This is a genomic window from Streptosporangium sp. NPDC000509 (assembly GCF_042898365.1).
Lineage (GTDB): Bacteria > Actinomycetota > Actinomycetes > Streptosporangiales > Streptosporangiaceae > Streptosporangium.
The window spans coordinates 273,323-290,461 of record NZ_JBIAYX010000004.1; the positions used below are offsets into that span (position 1 = coordinate 273,323).

The following is a 17,139-nucleotide window of genomic DNA, read 5'->3' on the forward strand; positions in this document are numbered from 1 at the left end:
CCGGACACGGGCCCGCGAGGTGGGGCGTGAGCCCGCACACTCCTGGGGACAACTTACCCACCTCCCGTCCACCCGGCCGCACCAAACCTTGTTACTGACGAGTAGCATGGTGGGGAAGCCATCCAGCAACGAGGAGCGAACCCGTGCCTTCGTCTCGTGACGTCGTATTCGTCGACGGTGTGCGCACACCATTCGGCAGGTCGGGCCCCAAGGGCCTGTACGCCGAGACGCGCGCCGACGACCTGGTGATCCGCGTCATCCGCGAGCTGATCCGGCGAAACCCGAATCTGCCTCCCGAGCGCGTCGACGAGGTGGCCATCGCGGCCACCACGCAGATCGGCGACCAGGGCCTCACCCTCGGCCGCTCCGCCGCGATCCTGGCCGGGCTGCCCAAGACCGTGCCCGGCTACTCGATCGACCGTATGTGCGCGGGCGCGATGACCGCGGTGACCTCGGTCGCCGGCGGCATCGCCTTCGGCGCCTACGACGTCGCGATCGCCGGTGGCGTCGAGCACATGGGCCGCCACCCCATGGGCGAGGGCGTCGATCCCAACCCCCGGTTCCTGGCCGAACGGCTCGTGAACGAATCCGCCCTCGTCATGGGCATGACCGCGGAGAACCTCCACGACCGCTACCCCTCCATCACCAGGGACCGCGCGGACGCCTTCGCCCTCGCCTCCCAGGAGAAGGTCGCCAAGGCGTACGCCGACGGCAGGATCCAGCAGGACCTGGTCCCGATGGCGACCAGGTCCGCCGAGAAGGGCTGGGGGCTGGCCACGGCCGACGAGGCCCCCCGCCCCGGCACCACGCTGGAGGGCCTCGCCGGGCTGAAGACCCCGTTCCGCCCGCACGGCCGGGTCACCGCGGGCAACGCCTCCGGCATCAACGACGGCGCCACCGGCTGCGTCGTGGCCGCCGCCGACGTCGCCGAAGAGCTCGGCCTCGCGCCGAAGATGCGCCTGGTCTCGTACGCCTTCGCGGGCGTGGACCCGGAGGTGATGGGTGTCGGGCCGATCCCGTCCACCGAGCGGGCCCTGCGGCTGGCCGGGCTCTCCGTCTCCGACATGGGACTGTTCGAGATCAACGAGGCGTTCGCCGTGCAGGTGCTGGCGTTCCTCGAGCACTTCGGCATCGCCGACGACGACCCCCGGGTGAACCCCTACGGCGGCGCCATCGCCTTCGGCCACCCGCTCGCCTCCTCCGGGGTGCGTCTGATGACGCAGCTCGCCCGCGAGTTCGGGGAGCGCCCCGACGTCCGCTACGGCGTGACCACGATGTGCGTGGGCCTGGGCATGGGCGGAACGGTCATCTGGGAGAACCTCGGCTGGGAGGGCGAGAAGTGACGGACAACAAGACGAACAGCGAGACGGACATCACGCGGCTCTTCGCCGACGAGGTCGTCACCCGGGCGGCCGTGCGCGACGTGGAACTGCCCTACGGGGCGGGCACCATGGCCCTGATCACGCTGGACAACGGCTTCGATCACACCAAGCCTTCGACGTTCGGCCCCGCCGGGCTGACCTCGCTGGGCGAGGCCCTGGACGCGGTCGCCGCACGCGGCGACCTGGCGGCCGTGGGTGTCGTCGGCAAGCCGTTCGTCTTCGCCGTCGGCGCCGACCTCAAGGGCGCCGCGCTGGTCTCCGAGCGCGAGCAGGCGCTGCTGATCGGCAGGCTGGGGCACGACGTGTTCCGCCGCCTCGGCGAGCTGGACGTGCCCTCGTTCGCGTTCGTCAACGGCGCGGCCATGGGCGGCGGCCTGGAGGTCGCGCTGCACTGCACCTACCGGACCATCTCCTCGGGCGTGGCCGCGGTGGCGCTTCCCGAGTGTTTCCTCGGCCTGGTCCCCGGCTGGGGCGGCACCCAGCTGCTGCCCCGGCTGATCGGCCCGGCCGCGGCCGTCAAGCTGATCGTCGAGAACCCGCTCGCGCAGAACCGCATGATCAAGGGCGGGGAGGCGTTCGCGCTCGGCGTCGCCGACGCGATGTTCGAGCCCGCCGACTTCCTGGAGGAGTCGCTGCGCTGGGCCGCCCAGGTGCTGCGCGGCGAGGTGACGGTCTCCCGCACCGACCACACCGGGGACGACTGGGCCAAGACGGTCGCCGACGCGCGCTTCCTGCTCGACATGAGGCTGCACGGCGCCTCCCCGGCCCCCTACCGGGCGCTGGAGCTGGTCGAGCTGTCCCGCACCGCGTCGCGCGACGAGGGGTTCGCCGCCGAGGACGAGGCCCTCGCCGACCTCCTCATGGGCGACGAGCTTCGCGCCGGCCTGTACTCCTTCGACCTGGTCCAGCGGCGGGCCAAGAAGCCCGCGGGCGCCCCGGACAAGGCGCTGGCCCGCAAGGTGACCAAGGTCGGTGTCGTCGGCGCGGGCCTGATGGCCTCGCAGATGGCGCTGCTGTTCGCGCGCCGCCTGGAGGTCCCGGTCGTGCTGACCGACCTCGACCAGGACCGCCTCGACAAGGGCGTGGGATACGTCCACGCCGAGGTGGACAAGCTGCTCGGCAAGGGGCGCCTCTCCGCCGACCAGGCCAACCGGCTCAAGGCCCTGGTGACCGGCTCGCTGACCAAGGACGCGTTCGCCGACGCCGACTTCGTCATCGAGGCGGTCTTCGAGGACATGAAGGTCAAGCGGAAGGTGTTCGCCGAGGTGGAGGAGGTCGTCTCCGCCGAGTGCGTGCTCGCCACGAACACCTCCTCGCTGTCGCTGACCGAGATGGCCTCGGGGCTGCGCCACCCGGAACGCGTCGTGGGCTTCCACTTCTTCAACCCGGTCGCGGTGATGCCGCTGCTGGAGATCGTGCGGGGAGCGAAGACCGACGACGCGACGCTCGCCACGGCCTTCTCCGTCGGACGGTCGCTGAAGAAGTCGTCCGTGCTGGTCAAGGACGCGCCCGCGTTCGTGGTCAACCGCCTGCTGACGCGCTTCATGGGCGAGGTCATCGCCGCCGTCGACGAGGGCACCCCGCTTGAGGTCGCCGACCACGCGCTGGACGGGCTGGGCCTGCCGATGACCCCGTTCGCGCTGCTGCAACTCGTCGGCCCCGCCGTGGCGCTGCACGTCGCCGAGACGATGCACGAGGCCTTCCCCGCCCGCTACGGGGTGTCGGAGAACCTCGCCCGGCTCGTCGCGGCGGGCAGGCCCGGTGTCTACGCGCCGGACTTCTCGCTGGACCCCGAGGCGGTCGCGCTCTTCGCCGGCGGCACCTCCCCGTCGACGGCGGAGGAGGTGCGGCTGCGGGCGCTGCGGGCGCTGGCGGAGGAGATCCGCCTCATGCTCCAGGAGGGTGTGGTCTCCGCTCCCCAGGACATCGACCTGTGCATGATCCTCGGTGCGGGCTGGCCGTTCCACCTGGGCGGCGTCACCCCGTACCTGGACCGGACGGGCATCGCCGAGCCGCGATTCCTGCCGCCGGGCGTGGCCTCGGTCCCCGCCTGACGTCTCCTTCTCGCGGCCCCTTCCCTCGCCGGAACGGGCCGCGAGAAGGAGATCACCGCGAGCGCTCCGAGAGCCTGCTGTGCCGGTAGCCGTACCCGAAGTAGAGCAGGATCCCGAGCAGCATCCACACCACGAACCTGAGCCAGGTCTCCACCGGGAGGTTGAGCATCAGGTAGACGCAGGCGAGCACCGACAGGACGGGAACCAGCGGCACCAGCGGGGTGCGGAAGGAACGCGGCAGGTCGGGGCGGGTGCGGCGGAGGATGACCACCGCGATCGAGACCATCACGAACGCGAAGAGCGTGCCGATGTTGACCAGCTCGGCGATGGTGGACAGCGGAACCAACCCGGCCAGGGCCGCGACGACGACACCCATCATGATGGTGATGACGTACGGGGTCCGGTATTTGGGGTGCACCTTGGCCAGCCCGCTCGGCAGCAGGTGGTCGCGGCACATGGCGAACATCACCCGCGACATGCCCATCATGAGGATCATCACGACCGTCGTGAGACCGGCCAGCGCGCCGACGCTGATCAGCGACGCGGCCCACGTCTGGCCGACCGCCTTGAACGCGTCGGCGAGCGGCGCCGCCTCGCTGAGCTGATCGTAGGGCTGCATTCCGACGACGACCAGGGAGACCGCGACGTACAGCGCCGTGCAGATGGCGAGCGAGGACAGGATGCCGATGGGCAGGTCCCGCTGCGGGTTGCGCGTCTCCTCCGCCGCGGTGGCGACCACGTCGAAGCCGATGTAGGCGAAGAACACGATGGCCGCGGCACTGAAGATGCCCAGCACTCCGTACGCCACCGGGCTGATCCCGAACAGTACCTGGATCAGCGGCGCGGACAGCCCCCCCACGGCCGGGGTCGACTCCGCCGGCGGGACGAACGGCGAGTAGTTGGCGCCCCTGACGAAGAACAGCCCGGCCACGACGACCAGCAGGATCACCGCGAGCTTGATCGTGACGATGATCAGGTTGAACCGGGACGACAGCTTGATCCCGACGACCAGGATCGCGGTGAGAACCAGCACGATCAGCGCGGCGGGCAGGTTGAACGCCGCCCCCTCCCCCGCGATCGTCTCCGGCAGTGTCATCCCCAGGGACGCCAGCAGCGAGGTGAGGTATCCCGACCAGCCGACCGCGACGACCGCGGCGCCGAGCATCATCTCCAGCGTGAGGTCCCAGCCGATGATCCAGGCGGGAAACTCACCGAGGGTGGCGAACGCGAAGGTGTAGGCGGATCCCGCCACCGGGACGGTGGAGGCGAACTCGGCGTAGCAGAGCGCCGCCAGCGCGCAGACGATGCCCGCGACCACGAAGGACAGTGCCACCGCGGGCCCTGCCATCTCCCTCGCGACCCGGCCGGTGAGTACGAAGATGCCGGTGCCGATGACGACACCGATCCCGAAGACGGTGAGGTCCAGCGCGCTGAGATCCTTGCGCAACCGGTGTTCCGGCGCCTCGGTGTCCGAGATCGACTGCTCCACCGACTTGACGCGTAAGACCCCCATGGCCCCTCCTCGACCGCCGGTTCTGTGTCGCAGGTCACATGCCCATTGGATCGGCGGACGAACGGCGAAACTCAAGGCTGTTTCAAAGTCGGGGTTGTCTAGGGGAAGGTCCCCGATGCCGTCCGCCGCTCCCGGCCGCGATCCTGGGGACATGCTCCTGGACATGCTGCAGTCGTCGTCTCCGTACCTGGTCGGCTCGATACTCCTCGCGGTGCTGACGGTGGCGGGCTCGCTGATACCCGGGGTCGCGGCGATCCTCGTGGCGGGGGCGGCGCTGACGGGTCCGTGGGAGATCGCGGCGGTGGCGGCCGCCGGGTGCGCCGGGTACGCCCTGTGCGCCACCGGCGGCTGGCTCGTCGGCCGCCGGTACGGATCGCGGCTGCGCCTGAGCGGCCTCGGACGCAGGATCGGCGAACGGCGCTGGTCGCGGGCCGAGCGGCTGGCCACGAGCACCGGCGCTGACAGCGGCGCCGGCACCGGCCCGGCCCTGGCCGCCGCCCCTTTCCTGCCCGTGACCGGCTCGCTCACCCCGATCGTCGCCGGGGCCCTGAGCGTGCCGTACGCGCGCTTCATCCGCTGGACCCTCGCGGGCGGCGCGGCCTGGGTGACCGTCTACCTGTGGCTGGGCTCCCTCGCGAGTGAGGCCCTGCAGCAGAACCGGCATCTGCTGGTGCCGATCCTCGGGTGCGTGGCGGTCGTGGTCGCGAGCCTCGTCGTGATCAACCACCGTGCCCGCCCGGCGCGCGAGGCGGCGGGCACGGGTGACGCCGACGGCTCGGGCCACACGGCCGGCTCCGGCGACGCGAGCGCGCGGATCCCCGGTTGACCCGGATCGGCGCGGGCTACCGGGGATCCGCGCGGTGGAGGTACCGCGCGGGCGGAGGGGATGCGGTTCAGCGGCTCGGGTGCTCCTCCAGGTCCGCGGAGCGCTTCGCGATCGCCTCGGTGATCTGACGGGCGATGTCCTGCGAGGTCAGGCCGATCTCGCTGAGGATCTTCGGGCGCTTGGCGTGGTCGAGGAAGCGCTGCGGGATGCCGTACGTGCGGACCGGCACGTCCACGTCGGCGTCACGCAGCATGCGGGCGACCGCGTCGCCGACCGCGCCGACCCTGCCGTTGTCCTCGACCACCACGACCAGCTTGTGAGCGCGGGCGGCCGGCACCAGGGCCTCGTCCAACGGCTTGACCCAGCGCGGGTCGACCACCGTGGCGGAGATGCCCTGGGCGTCGAGCAGGTCGGCGGCCTCCAGGCACAGCTCGGCCATCGGCCCCACGGACACGAGCAGCACGTCGGGATCACCCGCGCGCAGCACGTCCATTTCGCCGAGGCGTCCGACCGCCTCGGTCTCGGCGGCCACCGCCCCCTTGGGGTAGCGCACGACGCTCGGGCCGTTGTCGATCTCCACGGCCTCGGCCAGCAGCTCGCGCAGGCGGGGCTCGTCGCGGGGAACGGCGACCGACAGGCCCGGGACGACCTGCAGGATCGACAGGTCCCACATGCCGTTGTGGCTGGCGCCGTCGTCGCCGGTGACGCCCGCACGGTCGAGCACGACCGTGACCGGGAGCCGGTGCAGGGCGACGTCCATCAGGAGCTGGTCGAAGGCCCGGTTGAGGAAGGTGGCGTAGACGGCCACCACCGGGTGCAGACCGCCGAGTGCCAAACCGGCGGCGCTGGTCAGGGCGTGCTGCTCGGCGATGCCGACGTCGTAGAGACGATCGGGGTAGGCCTCGGAGAACGGGATGAGGCCGGTGGGGCCGAGCATCGCGGCGGTGATCGCCACGATGTCGCGCCGCTCGGCACCCAGGCGCACCATCTCCTGGCCGAAGACGTTGGTCCAGCCGTGCGGCTTCGGCTTCTCCTCACCGGTGAGCGGGTCGAAGACTCCCGGCGAGTGGAAGCAGTCCTCGTCGTGGTTCTCCGCCGGGGAGTAGCCGAAGCCCTTCTTGGTGAGCACGTGCACGATGACCGGGCGGCGGAAGTCGCGGGCCCTGCGTAGTGCGGACTCCACGGCCTGCTCGTCGTGGCCGTCGACGAGGCCGATGTACTTCAGGCCGAGGTCCTCGAACATGACCTGCGGGGCGAGGACGTCCTTGAGGCCCTTCTTGACGCCGTGCAGGGCGTCGTAGACGGGGGCGCCGACCACGGGGACCCTCGTCAGGTTGCCCTTGACGAACTCGAGCACGTCCTCGTAGCGCTGGTCGGTGCGCAGGGAGGCCAGGTGCGAGGCGAGTCCGCCGATGGTCGGCGAGTAGGAGCGGCCGTTGTCGTTGACCACGATGATCAGTGGCAGGTCCTTGCGCGCCGCGATGTTGTTGAGCGCCTCCCAGGCCATACCGCCGGTGAGCGCCCCGTCCCCGATCACCGCGACGACCGTGCGGTCGACCTCGCCGCGCAGCCGGTACGCCTTGGCCAGGCCGTCGGCGTACGACAGCGCGGTCGAGGCGTGGGAGTTCTCGATGATGTCGTGCTCGGACTCGGCCTGGCTGGGGTAACCCGACAGGCCGCCCTCCTGGCGGAGCGTGTCGAACTGCCCGGCCCGGCCGGTGAGCATCTTGTGGACGTACGCCTGGTGACCGGTGTCCCACAGGATGCGGTCGTGCGGCGAGTCGAAGACCCGGTGCATCGCGATCGTCAGCTCGACGACGCCGAGGTTGGGACCGAGGTGGCCGCCGCTGCGGGCGGTGGAGGCGATCAGGAGGTCCCTGATCTCGGCGGCGAGGACCGGTAGCTCGTCCGCCGCCAGGCGCTTGAGGTCCTCTGGCCCCTTGACCGACTCCAGAAGATTTCCAGGCTGCCCGGTCCGCTCGCTCACGGAATCATCCCCTCTGTCCAGTCAACGTCACGACGAGTCTAGTTGCGATGGGGGACGCAACCCCCAGGAGCGGCGATTCTGCACGTTTTATCCACAGTTGCAATAACCTTTGCCTCACCATGAAAACTCTCCCCTTTAGGCAACTATCATCGCTTGTTGCCGTCTCGTTGACGTTTGCCCTGGTGATGACCCTGGAAACAGCCGGCGCCTCCGCCTCGTCGGCCACCGCGACCTTGGCCTCGCAGCAGGTCGCGCCGACCGTCGAGACGGCACAGGGTACGGCCACCTCCGCGGGGAGGCAGGCGCCCCCGCGCGGCCGGGCCGCCGCGACGGCGAGCCCTCTTTACCGCACCGGCACCCTGCCCACGATGCGTTGCCAGGCCGGACAGATCCGCGCGGGGAGCGCGGCCTCCTACCGGACCTTCGTCACCAAGACGGTTCGCTGCCTGAATCGGGCCTGGAAGACCCAGTTCAGGAAGACGAACCTGTCGTTCTCCCACCCCAACCTGCGCTTCTCCTCCACCACCAAGGTGACCACCCCCTGTGGTCGGTGGCCCAGCAGCGCCGGGGGGATGTACTGCTCCAGCAACCGCACCATTTACATCGGTGTCACGCGTGAGGTCCTGAAGAACCCCTTCGTGCCCAACCACGCGCAGTTCATCGCCCACGAGTACGGCCACCACGTGCAACACCTCGCGGGGATCATCAACTACTACAGCAGCAGCATCTGGCGGGCCTCCTCGTCCACCAAGCTCGCCTTCTCCCGCCGCCTCGAACTGCAGGCCGACTGCCTCGGCTCCGCCTTCCTGCGTCAGGCCGCCGACGACCTCCCGGTCGATCCGGCGCACTGGGACGCGATGGTCAGCTGGGTCCGCGACAACGGGCACAAGAACTGGCCCAAGAACGACCACGGCAAGGGCCGCAGCCAGGCCTACTGGATGGAGCGCGGCTTCAACGCGGGCTCCCCTTCCGCCTGCAACACCTGGTCGGCCCCGACCGGTCGCGTCGCCTGACCCCGGCACACCCCGCACCACCTGATCTTCAGCGCCTCCCGCACCTCCTGACCCTCGGCACGAACCCCGCGATATGCGGCCATGCTTTCCAAGCATGGCCGCATATCGGCTTTACCCCCTCTTGAACCTTCCCTAGGGTTGGGCATCATGCGCATCCCCCTTATCGCACTGCTCTCCGGCGTGCTCGTGAGCACGCTGCTCGCCGGTACGGCGGGCGCGGAGATCAGCGGCGGGCGGCTCGCGCCCGTGCCCACGGGCCAGGCCGCCCTGACCGCCAACCCGATCTACAAGACGGGCAAGCTCGAACCGGACGCCTGCCCTGAGCAGCCGGTCTACAACGACGACCGGGAGAGCGCGGAGATCTATCTCGACTTCGCCCTGGACTGCCTCAACGAGGGCTGGGAGTACCAGTTCGCCAAGGTGAAGCTGCCCTTCTCCAAGCCCAGGTTCGCGGTCACCTCGCGCATCGGCGTCCCGACCGGCTGCGGCAAGTTCCCCAAGGACGCCCAGGCGGTCTACTGCCCGGCGAACAAGAAGATCACCTTCTACCTCAACAAGGACATCCTCTCCCAGGCGACCGAGCTGTTCCTGCTGCAGACCCTGGCCCACGAGTACGGCCACCACGTCCAGCAGCTCTCCGGGATCATGACGGCCTTCGCCTCACGGGACTACAAGAACGAGAAGGCGGTGCTGCGCGAGCTGCGCAAGATCGAGCTCCAGGCCGAGTGCCTGAGCGGCGCCTTCATCGGCAGCATCTGGCACTCCCTGAACCGTGAGGAGTCGGACTTCAAGTACGTCCTGAGCGCCGCCTACAGCACGGCCACCCACGGGACCGCCAAGAACGTCGCCTACTGGGTGACCCGCGGTTTCGACCAGGAGACCCCCGGCTCCTGCAACACCTTCTCCGCCCCCAGGTCCAAGGTCGCCTGACCCCCTCCCCCTTCTTCTCGCGACCACCCGCCGCCGTTCCCGCGAACACGCGACGGGTGGTCGTTCTTTTCCACCCGGTGTAAGCCACATCCTCCGGGGGTGCGAAACCCACCCCCGCCACCGGCCGACGCGAGACAACCGCAGAACGCGAACACGAGTGGCGACGGACCGATGACATTCAGTAGTCTGGCGACGCCGCCTGAACACCCCTCCCCGTGAGCGCCCTCCACGCCACGGAGCCAGGTCCGGTCCCCCCGCTGGTACAAGGGCAAGGAGAAAGACAAGTTGGACACGACCGACATCCGCTTGCGCGTCCTGGAAACAGACGTCGCCGCGCTCCGCGCGCAGAGCCAGGAGAGCAAGGTGATCAACGCAGGGATCCTGGATGTCCTGAAAGACCTGCGAACCGTGACGACGGAACTCTGGACGGAGATGACCGGTTTCCGTACGGAGATGACGGGTTTCCGTACGGAACTCACGGGTTTCCGCACGGAGCTGGACGAGCTCCGTACCGGACAGGACAGCCTCCGGGCAGAGATGACCGGGCTCCGTACGGAGGTGAACGAACTCCGCACCGGCCAGGACGAACTGCGCGCCGAGATGCGCACCGGTCACGCCGAGCTCCGCGAGGAGATCTCCGTGGTCAAGCGCTCCGTCGGAAACCTCGAGCTTTCCATGAAGCGCGTCGAGGGTGACGTCGCCGAGCTCAAGGCCGGTCACATCGAGCTGCGCCACCTGGTCGCGGACCTCGTGAAGTAACACCCGCACCGCCGCCGACCCCCGTGGCCCCGGGGGCCGGCGGCCCGGCTTCCGTGAGTCATCCGCCCCCACCCCGGGTTACACGACCGGCGCTCTACCCTTTGCGGGCGAGCAGGTGGATCTCCTGGAATTGCCGTCGGTCGGTGGGCTGAGGCTGACGCACCATCCGGCCCACCTCGGCGAGCCCGGACTCGCGCAGCGTCGCGGCGAGGTGATCCGGCCACCACCGGTAGGCCGGTGCGACCGCGTGGTCGAAGACCTGTGTCGGGTGAGACGGATCATCGCTCGCCGAAAAGCCGATCAGAAGGTGACCGCCGGGTGCCAGTACGCGGTGGAACTCGGCCAAGATGACGGGGAGTTCTCGCGGTGGCGTGTGGATGACGGACCACCGTGAGAGTACGCCGCCCAGCACCCCGTCGGCGATGTCCACCGCGGCCATCGAGCCCACATCGAACCGCAGGCCCGGATAGGCGTGCCGAGCCAATTCGATCATCGCGGGAGACGCGTCGACACCGAACACCGCCAGCCCCAGCTCATCCAGATAAGCAGTGATATGGCCGGGTCCGCACCCCAGGTCCGCGACCTGACCGTCGCCACTCGCGCCCACAACCTCGGCGAAGGCGCCCAGGATCGCGCGGTCCATGGGCCTGTCACGCAATTCTTCGCGGAACAGCTGCGCGTACAGGGGGGCGGCGGCATCGTAGGCCGCACGGGTGGCATCGAGGACATCGTGTTCAACCATGCCCGCGACAGTAGTTCCTGGCACCCAGGCAAGTCGGAAGAATCACGACGCATGCTGGTACGAGGCTCTTGCCGCGGATGGCCGGGTGACAATCCCGCAGACCACGGGGACTTCTCGCGATCAGGCGCGGGGCCCATGAAAGCGTCCAGGCATGGAGAAGGACATCCGCACCTGAAGCGGCGAGTGGAATGACAACCCGTGTCCGTTCGTCCGGAGTCTTGCCCCCGTCCGCCGGCCCCTTTGCTCCATCGGATTCTTCGCCCTGGCGGTTCCTTCGCGGAGCGCGGCCGGTTTCTCCCGCGACACCGGGCGGCGGTTCCCCCGCGAGGGCGCGGCGAGGTCCTCGCGGCGCCCGGTGGCGGTTTCCCCGGCAGTTCGGATGGGGTCCGAAAGTTTCAGCGCCGTCCTGGCGTTTCCCCACCTCGGAAAGCGCTTGCTTGACACCCCGGGCCCCGGACCCAAAGCTGCGCGGAGCGCTCCCATGGCGTGTGGGGGCGCGCATGAGCTCCCACACGCATCGGAAGGAACCAACGTGCGCCACAGAAAAGCGCTGCTGTCGGCCACGGCCGGGGTGCTGGTCGCGGGCCTCGGCCTGGGCCACCTCACCGGCCTCGCCGGCGCCGCCGTCACGGGCCCGGCCTTGAGCGTCGACCTGGCCGACCGGCACGCGATCAGCCCCGACATCTACGGCATGAACTTCGCCGACGAGTCGCTCGCCCGCGACCTGCGGCTGCCGGTCCACCGCTGGGGCGGCAACCACACAACGCGCTACAACTTCCGCAACGACACCACCAACCGGGCCTCGGACTGGTACTTCGAGAACATCCCCAACGACAACCCCAGCCCCGGCGACCTGCCGGACGGCTCGGAGACGGACAGGTTCGTCGAACGGAACAGGGCGACCGGCACCCAGAGCATCCTCACCGTGCCGCTGCTGGGCTGGGTGGCCAAGGAACGGGCCAAGGCGTGCGGGTTCAGCGTCACCAAGTACGGCGAGCAGCAGTCCGTCGACCCGTGGGCCACCGACTGCGGCGACGGCAAGAAGCCCGACGGCACGCCGATCACCGGCAACGACCCGAAGGACACCAGCGTCGAGGTCGGCCCGCAGTACGTCAAGGACTGGATCGCCCACCTCAAGGGCAGGTACGGCTCCGCCACCGCCGGCGGGGTGAAGTACTACAACCTCGACAACGAGCCCGACCTGTGGCACTCCACCCACCGGGACGTGCGCTCCACGGGACTGGGCTACGACGAGCTGCGCGACCGCACCTACGAGTACGCCGCCGCGATCAAGGAGGCCGACCCGGGCGCCAAGACCCTCGGCCCGGTCGGCTGGGGCCTGAACTCGATCTTCTACTCCGGCCTCGACCAGGACACCTGCAGCAGGACGGGCTGCTGGGGCGACCCACCCGACCGGGCGGCACACGGCGACGTCCAGCTGGGCCCGTGGTACCTGCAGCAGATGAGGGCCTACGAGCAGAAGCACGGCACGCGCATCCTCGACTACTTCGACATCCACATCTACCCGCAGCAGGCCGGCGTGCACAACAAGGAGGCCGGTGACGCCGCCACCCAGGAGCGTCGGCTGCGCTCCACCCGGCAGCTGTGGGACCCGGCCTACGTCGACGAGAGCTGGATCAACCAGCCGGTGCGGATGATCCCCCGGATGCGCGAGCTGGCCGACCAGCACTACCCGGGCACCAAGGTCGCCATGACCGAGTACAGCTGGGGCGCCTACGGCCACATCAACGGCGCGCTGGCCCAGGCCGACATCCTGGGCATCTTCGGCCGCGAGCGTCTCGACCTGGCCACACTGTGGACGGCGCCCGAACCCACCGAACCGGTGGCGCACGCCTTCCGGATGTACCGCAACTACGACGGCGAGGGCGGCGCGTTCGGAGAGACCTCGGTCAGGGCGGCCAGCGCCGACCAGGGCAGGCTGGCCGTCTACGCCGCCGAGCGCGCTTCCGACGAGGCGCTCACCCTCGTCGTGGTCAACAAGACCGGCGAGGAGCTGACCAGCGACGTCGCGATCGCCGGCCGCACCGGCTCGTCGACCGCCCAGGTCTACCGTTACGGCGCCGCCGACCTGACGGCCATCCAGCGGGCCGCCGACCAGTCCGTGGGCGCGGACGGTTTCACCGGTACCTTCCCTGCCAACTCCATCACCACCGTCGTCATCCCGCCGGGCGGCACCGACCCCACGCCCACGCCGACCCCCACGCCCACCCCGACCCCCTCGGCCTCCTGCAGTGTCACCTACACCGTCGTCAACCAGTGGCAGGGCGGCTTCCAGGGCGGTGTGAAGATCACTAACCTGGGCACCACCCCGGTCAGCGGCTGGAAGGTCGGCTGGACCTTCGCAGGAGGCCAGAGGGTCACCCAGTCCTGGAACGGCACCCACGCCCAGAACAACACGGCCGTCACCGTCACCAACGCCTCCTGGAACGGCACCCTCGCCGCGGGCGGCGGCAGCGCCGAGTTCGGCTTCCTGGCGAGCCTGACCGGAACCGCCAACGACAGACCCACCGCCTTCACCCTCAACGGCACCCCCTGCTCCACCGCCTGACCAGCCGGTTTTCCGCACAACGGGTCCGTCGGCCGATCTCGCTCGGAGAGGGGAACCCGCGTGGGGTCAGGAGCCGGCGCGGGCGAGGACTTCGAGGGGGTCGGCGAGGACCTGGGAGAAGGCCAGTTCGGCGGCGCCGACGAGAGTGGCGTCATCGCCGAGGGCCGAGGTGCGCAGGCGCAGCTGCTCACGGCACGGAGGCAGGGCGTCGAGGGCGAGGCGGCTGCGGACCTGCGCGGCGGAGCCGAGGTAGATCTCCCTGAGCGTGCCCCCGAAGACGACCATGTCGGGGTTGAACAGGTTGACGAGGTTGGAGACGCCCAGGCCGAGCCAGTCGCCGACGCGGCTCAGCGCCGCCTGCGCGACGACGTCTCCGCGGTCGGCGGCGTCGACCGCGGCGCGGACGGCGTCCCTGCCGACCTGGGAGCCGAAGCGGCCGGCGGCCTCCAGGAAGGCACGCTCTCCGACCTCCGCCTCCAGGCACCCGTGCGAGCCGCACCCGCAGAGGCGGCCCTTGTCGGGGTTGACGATCATGTGTCCGACCTCGCCGCCGAAGCCCAGGTGACCGCCGAGCAGCTGACCGTTGACGATCACTCCCCCGCCGATGCCGACGTCACCGTGGAGGTAGACGAGGTCGCGGCAGCCGACACCGACGCCTCGGGTCTGCTCGGCGAGGGCTGCGAGGTTGGCGTCGTTGCCGACGGTGACCGGCAGGCCGAGAGCGAGCCGGCGGGCCATCTCGTCGGCGAACGGCACGTCCTCCACGGTGACCATGTTGGGACCGAACCTGACGACCCCGTCGCCGCGGCCCACTCCCCCGGAGAACGCCGCCGCCACCCCGACGCACACCGTGTCCGGCCGTGTTTTGCGGTGCATCTGCCGGGCGAAGGCGGCGAGCGGACCGACGATCTCCTCAAGGGAGAAGTCCCCGCGCCGCCGTACCGTCTCGCGACGGTCGAGGATGGTGCCGCCCAGACCGACGCGGGCGGCGACCAGCCGGTCGACGCCCACGTCGAAGGCGAACACGTAGACCCGCGCCGACTCGGGGCGGACCACCAGGGACGGACGTCCCGCCCTGCCCGTCTCCCTGGGGAGCTCCTCCCTGACCAGCCCGGCGGCGGTCAGATCGGCGGTGAGGGCCATGATGGTGCTGCGGTTGAGGCCCATCCGGTTGGTGAGTTCCGCACGCGAGGTGGGCCCGCTCAGATGGACGTGCCGGAGCAGGGCCCCAAGGTTGTGACGCCTGATCTCCTCTTGGGAGGGACCTGCCCGCATGGCGTGGTGTTCCTTCGGTGAATCGGAGTCGCTGGTCACCTTAGGCCGGTGGCGGCCGCCCGCTTGCGAGACAGGGCGTCCACCACGGCGGCGAGCAACAGGACAGAGCCGGTCACCATGAACTTCACACCGGAGCTGTAACCCATCAGGCCCATACCGTTCTCGATGACCGCGACCACGGCGCCGCCGAGGATGGCGTCCAGCACCCGGCCCTTGCCGCCGAACAGGCTGGTGCCGCCGATGACGGCCGCGCCGACAGCGTAGAGCAGCACGTTGCTGCCGCCGGTGTTGGGGTCGACGGAACTGGCCCGCGAGGCGGCGATGACGCCGCCGACCGCGGCCATGGAAGAGCAGATCATGAAGGCGCTGATCTTCATCCGGTCGACGTTGATACCCGCCCGGCGCGCGGCCTCGGCGTTACCGCCGACCGCGTACAGATGCCGGCCGTACGCCGTGCGGCGGAGCACGAACGTCAGGACCAGCAGCAGGACCACGATGATGGGGACCACGAGCGGCATGCCCGCCAGAGAGACGACGGCGACGTTGCGGCTGCGCTCGATGTTGAGGAAGTAGACCGCGAGGCCGCCGAGCAGAGCGAGGGCGCCGACCCGCACCGCGATCAGCGAGATCGGATCGGAGGTCAGCCCTCGGGCGGCACGCTTCTGGGAGCGCACCAGCTGGAGTCCGGCGTAGGCGGCGACGCCCACGGCCAGCAGGATCCAGCCCAGCGTGGGCGGCAGGTTCTTGTTCGCGATCGAGAGGATGGTCTCGTCGCGGATGGCGATGATGGTGCCGCCCTTGACGAGCAGCAGGACCAGTCCCTGGAAGGCGAGGAAGGCCGCGAGCGTCACCACGAACGACGGGATGCCGAGTTTCGCGACGATGGAGCCGATCGTGGTGCCGATCACCACACCGGTGAGGATCGCCGCGCCCACCGCCACGTACCAGGGCAGCCCCTGGCTACTGAGCATGATCGCGAGCACCGCGGCGCAGACCCCGCTGGCGAAGCCCGCCGACAGGTCGATCTCACCGAGGAGCAGCACGAACACCAGGCCCATGGCGATCACGGTGACCGCGGCGCCCTGGGTGAACAGGTTGGCGAAGTTTCCCGCGGTCAGGAAGGCGGGGCGCAGGATGGCGAAGACCGTGCAGAGCACCACGAGGCCGAACACCGCGGGCAGCGCGCCCATGTCGCCTCCGCGTACCCTTTCGGCGTAGCCGCGGACGTTGCTTCTGATCGAGGGTGCCTCGGGTACGGTCTTCTGCGAGATCGTGGCGGTCATACGGTGACTCCGTTGGTGAGGCCGAGGTCCCCGCTGCGGCCAGAGGTGATCAGTTCGACGACCTGCGCGTGAGTCACGTCCGAGGTCTTGACCTGGGCCGCCATCCGGCCGAGGTAGAGGGTGGCGATCCGGTCGGACACGGCGAAGACGTCGTTCATGTTGTGGGAGATGAGCACGACGGCCAGGCCCTGGTCGGCCAGGCGCCGGACCAGTTCCAGCACCTGCGCCGTCTGGGCGACGCCGAGGGCGGCGGTCGGCTCGTCGAGGATGACGACCTTGCTGTTCCACAGCACGGCCTTGGCGATCGCCACCGTCTGACGCTGGCCGCCGGACAGGCTGGCGACGAGCTGGCGGATGGACTTGACGGTCCTGACCGACAGGCTCTCCAGGGTCTTGGCCGCCATCTCCTCCATCGTGTCCTCGTCGAGGACGATGCCGCGCTTGTGCTCGCGGCCGAGGAACATGTTCTGGACGATGTCGAGGTTGTCGCAGAGCGCGAGGTCCTGGTAGACGATCTCGATGCCCAGTTCGGCCGCGTCGCGCGGGCTGCCGATCTGGATCGGCTTGCCGTCGAAGAAGTACTCACCGGAGTCGATCGGGTGGATGCCGCCGACGCACTTGACGAGAGTGGACTTTCCTGCGCCGTTGTCGCCGACCAGCGCGGTCACCTCTCCGGCGTACGCGGAGAGGGAGACGTCGTGCAGGACCTGTACGGGACCGAAACTCTTGTCGATCCCGCGGAGTTCCAGTGCGGGGGTCATGGGGTTGTGCTCCCTGTGTTCATTTCGCGCGGCGAAGTTCGCGCG

The 17,139-nt window shown here is 69.8% G+C and carries 13 protein-coding genes; 7 read left to right on the forward strand and 6 right to left on the reverse strand.

The features are described 5' to 3' along the window. Positions 1-143 precede the first annotated feature (143 nt). On the forward strand, positions 144-1,343 hold the full coding sequence (locus ACFY3D_RS09980; RefSeq protein ID WP_389977197.1) for a thiolase family protein: 1,200 nt from the start codon (positions 144-146) through the stop codon (positions 1,341-1,343). Next, positions 1,340-3,436: a 3-hydroxyacyl-CoA dehydrogenase NAD-binding domain-containing protein gene (locus tag ACFY3D_RS09985; protein WP_389977201.1), complete on the forward strand. Its 2,097-nt coding sequence runs from the start codon at positions 1,340-1,342 to the stop codon at positions 3,434-3,436. Before ACFY3D_RS09980 ends, ACFY3D_RS09985 begins: the two co-directional genes overlap by 4 nt. A 52-nt stretch (positions 3,437-3,488) precedes the next feature. Here the strand turns inward: ACFY3D_RS09985 and ACFY3D_RS09990 are convergent, their stop codons facing one another. After that, positions 3,489-4,949, reverse strand: a complete 1,461-nt coding sequence (locus tag ACFY3D_RS09990) for an amino acid permease (protein ID WP_389977204.1) — start codon at positions 4,947-4,949, stop codon at positions 3,489-3,491. Between the two features lie 151 nt (positions 4,950-5,100). Here ACFY3D_RS09990 and ACFY3D_RS09995 point away from each other — a divergent pair, with 151 nt between their 5' ends. After that, positions 5,101-5,775 (forward strand): DedA family protein, encoded by a 675-nt coding sequence (locus tag ACFY3D_RS09995; protein WP_389977207.1) that lies wholly within the window; start codon positions 5,101-5,103, stop codon positions 5,773-5,775. A 67-nt stretch (positions 5,776-5,842) separates the two neighbouring features. Here the strand turns inward: ACFY3D_RS09995 and dxs are convergent, their stop codons facing one another. Beyond that, a complete protein-coding gene (gene dxs / locus ACFY3D_RS10000; protein WP_389977210.1) occupies positions 5,843-7,762 on the reverse strand; it encodes a 1-deoxy-D-xylulose-5-phosphate synthase in 1,920 nt (639 codons plus the stop codon). 185 nt (positions 7,763-7,947) lie between these two features. Here dxs and ACFY3D_RS10005 point away from each other — a divergent pair, with 185 nt between their 5' ends. The 3 genes from ACFY3D_RS10005 to ACFY3D_RS10015 all read left to right on the forward strand — a co-directional run bounded on the left by ACFY3D_RS10005 (position 7,948) and on the right by ACFY3D_RS10015 (position 10,464). Beyond that, positions 7,948-8,775: a neutral zinc metallopeptidase gene (locus ACFY3D_RS10005; protein ID WP_389977212.1), complete on the forward strand. Its 828-nt coding sequence runs from the start codon at positions 7,948-7,950 to the stop codon at positions 8,773-8,775. Between the two features lie 147 nt (positions 8,776-8,922). Continuing rightward, positions 8,923-9,705 (forward strand): neutral zinc metallopeptidase, encoded by a 783-nt coding sequence (locus tag ACFY3D_RS10010; protein ID WP_350946682.1) that lies wholly within the window; start codon positions 8,923-8,925, stop codon positions 9,703-9,705. Positions 9,706-9,990: 285 nt separating this feature from the next. Then, positions 9,991-10,464, forward strand: a complete 474-nt coding sequence (locus ACFY3D_RS10015) for a hypothetical protein (RefSeq protein ID WP_389977215.1) — start codon at positions 9,991-9,993, stop codon at positions 10,462-10,464. Positions 10,465-10,558: 94 nt separating this feature from the next. Here the strand turns inward: ACFY3D_RS10015 and ACFY3D_RS10020 are convergent, their stop codons facing one another. After that, positions 10,559-11,206, reverse strand: a complete 648-nt coding sequence (locus ACFY3D_RS10020; protein ID WP_389977218.1) for a class I SAM-dependent methyltransferase — start codon at positions 11,204-11,206, stop codon at positions 10,559-10,561. Positions 11,207-11,738: 532 nt separating this feature from the next. On the opposite strand from ACFY3D_RS10020, the gene ACFY3D_RS10025 reads away from it, so the two are divergent. Then, a complete protein-coding gene (locus tag ACFY3D_RS10025; protein ID WP_389977221.1) occupies positions 11,739-13,775 on the forward strand; it encodes a glycoside hydrolase family 44 protein in 2,037 nt (678 codons plus the stop codon). Positions 13,776-13,841: 66 nt separating this feature from the next. On the opposite strand, the gene ACFY3D_RS10030 is transcribed toward ACFY3D_RS10025, so the two are convergent. The 3 genes from ACFY3D_RS10030 to ACFY3D_RS10040 are packed head-to-tail and all read right to left on the reverse strand — an operon-like array spanning position 13,842 to position 17,094. Then, on the reverse strand, positions 13,842-15,050 hold the full coding sequence (locus ACFY3D_RS10030; RefSeq protein ID WP_362900250.1) for an ROK family transcriptional regulator: 1,209 nt from the start codon (positions 15,048-15,050) through the stop codon (positions 13,842-13,844). A 35-nt stretch (positions 15,051-15,085) separates the two neighbouring features. Further along, entirely contained in the window at positions 15,086-16,333 is a 1,248-nt protein-coding gene (locus ACFY3D_RS10035; protein WP_362900252.1) for an ABC transporter permease, read from the reverse strand. Further along, positions 16,330-17,094, reverse strand: a complete 765-nt coding sequence (locus ACFY3D_RS10040) for an ATP-binding cassette domain-containing protein (protein WP_350946676.1) — start codon at positions 17,092-17,094, stop codon at positions 16,330-16,332. Before ACFY3D_RS10040 ends, ACFY3D_RS10035 begins: the two co-directional genes overlap by 4 nt. Positions 17,095-17,139 lie beyond the last annotated feature (45 nt).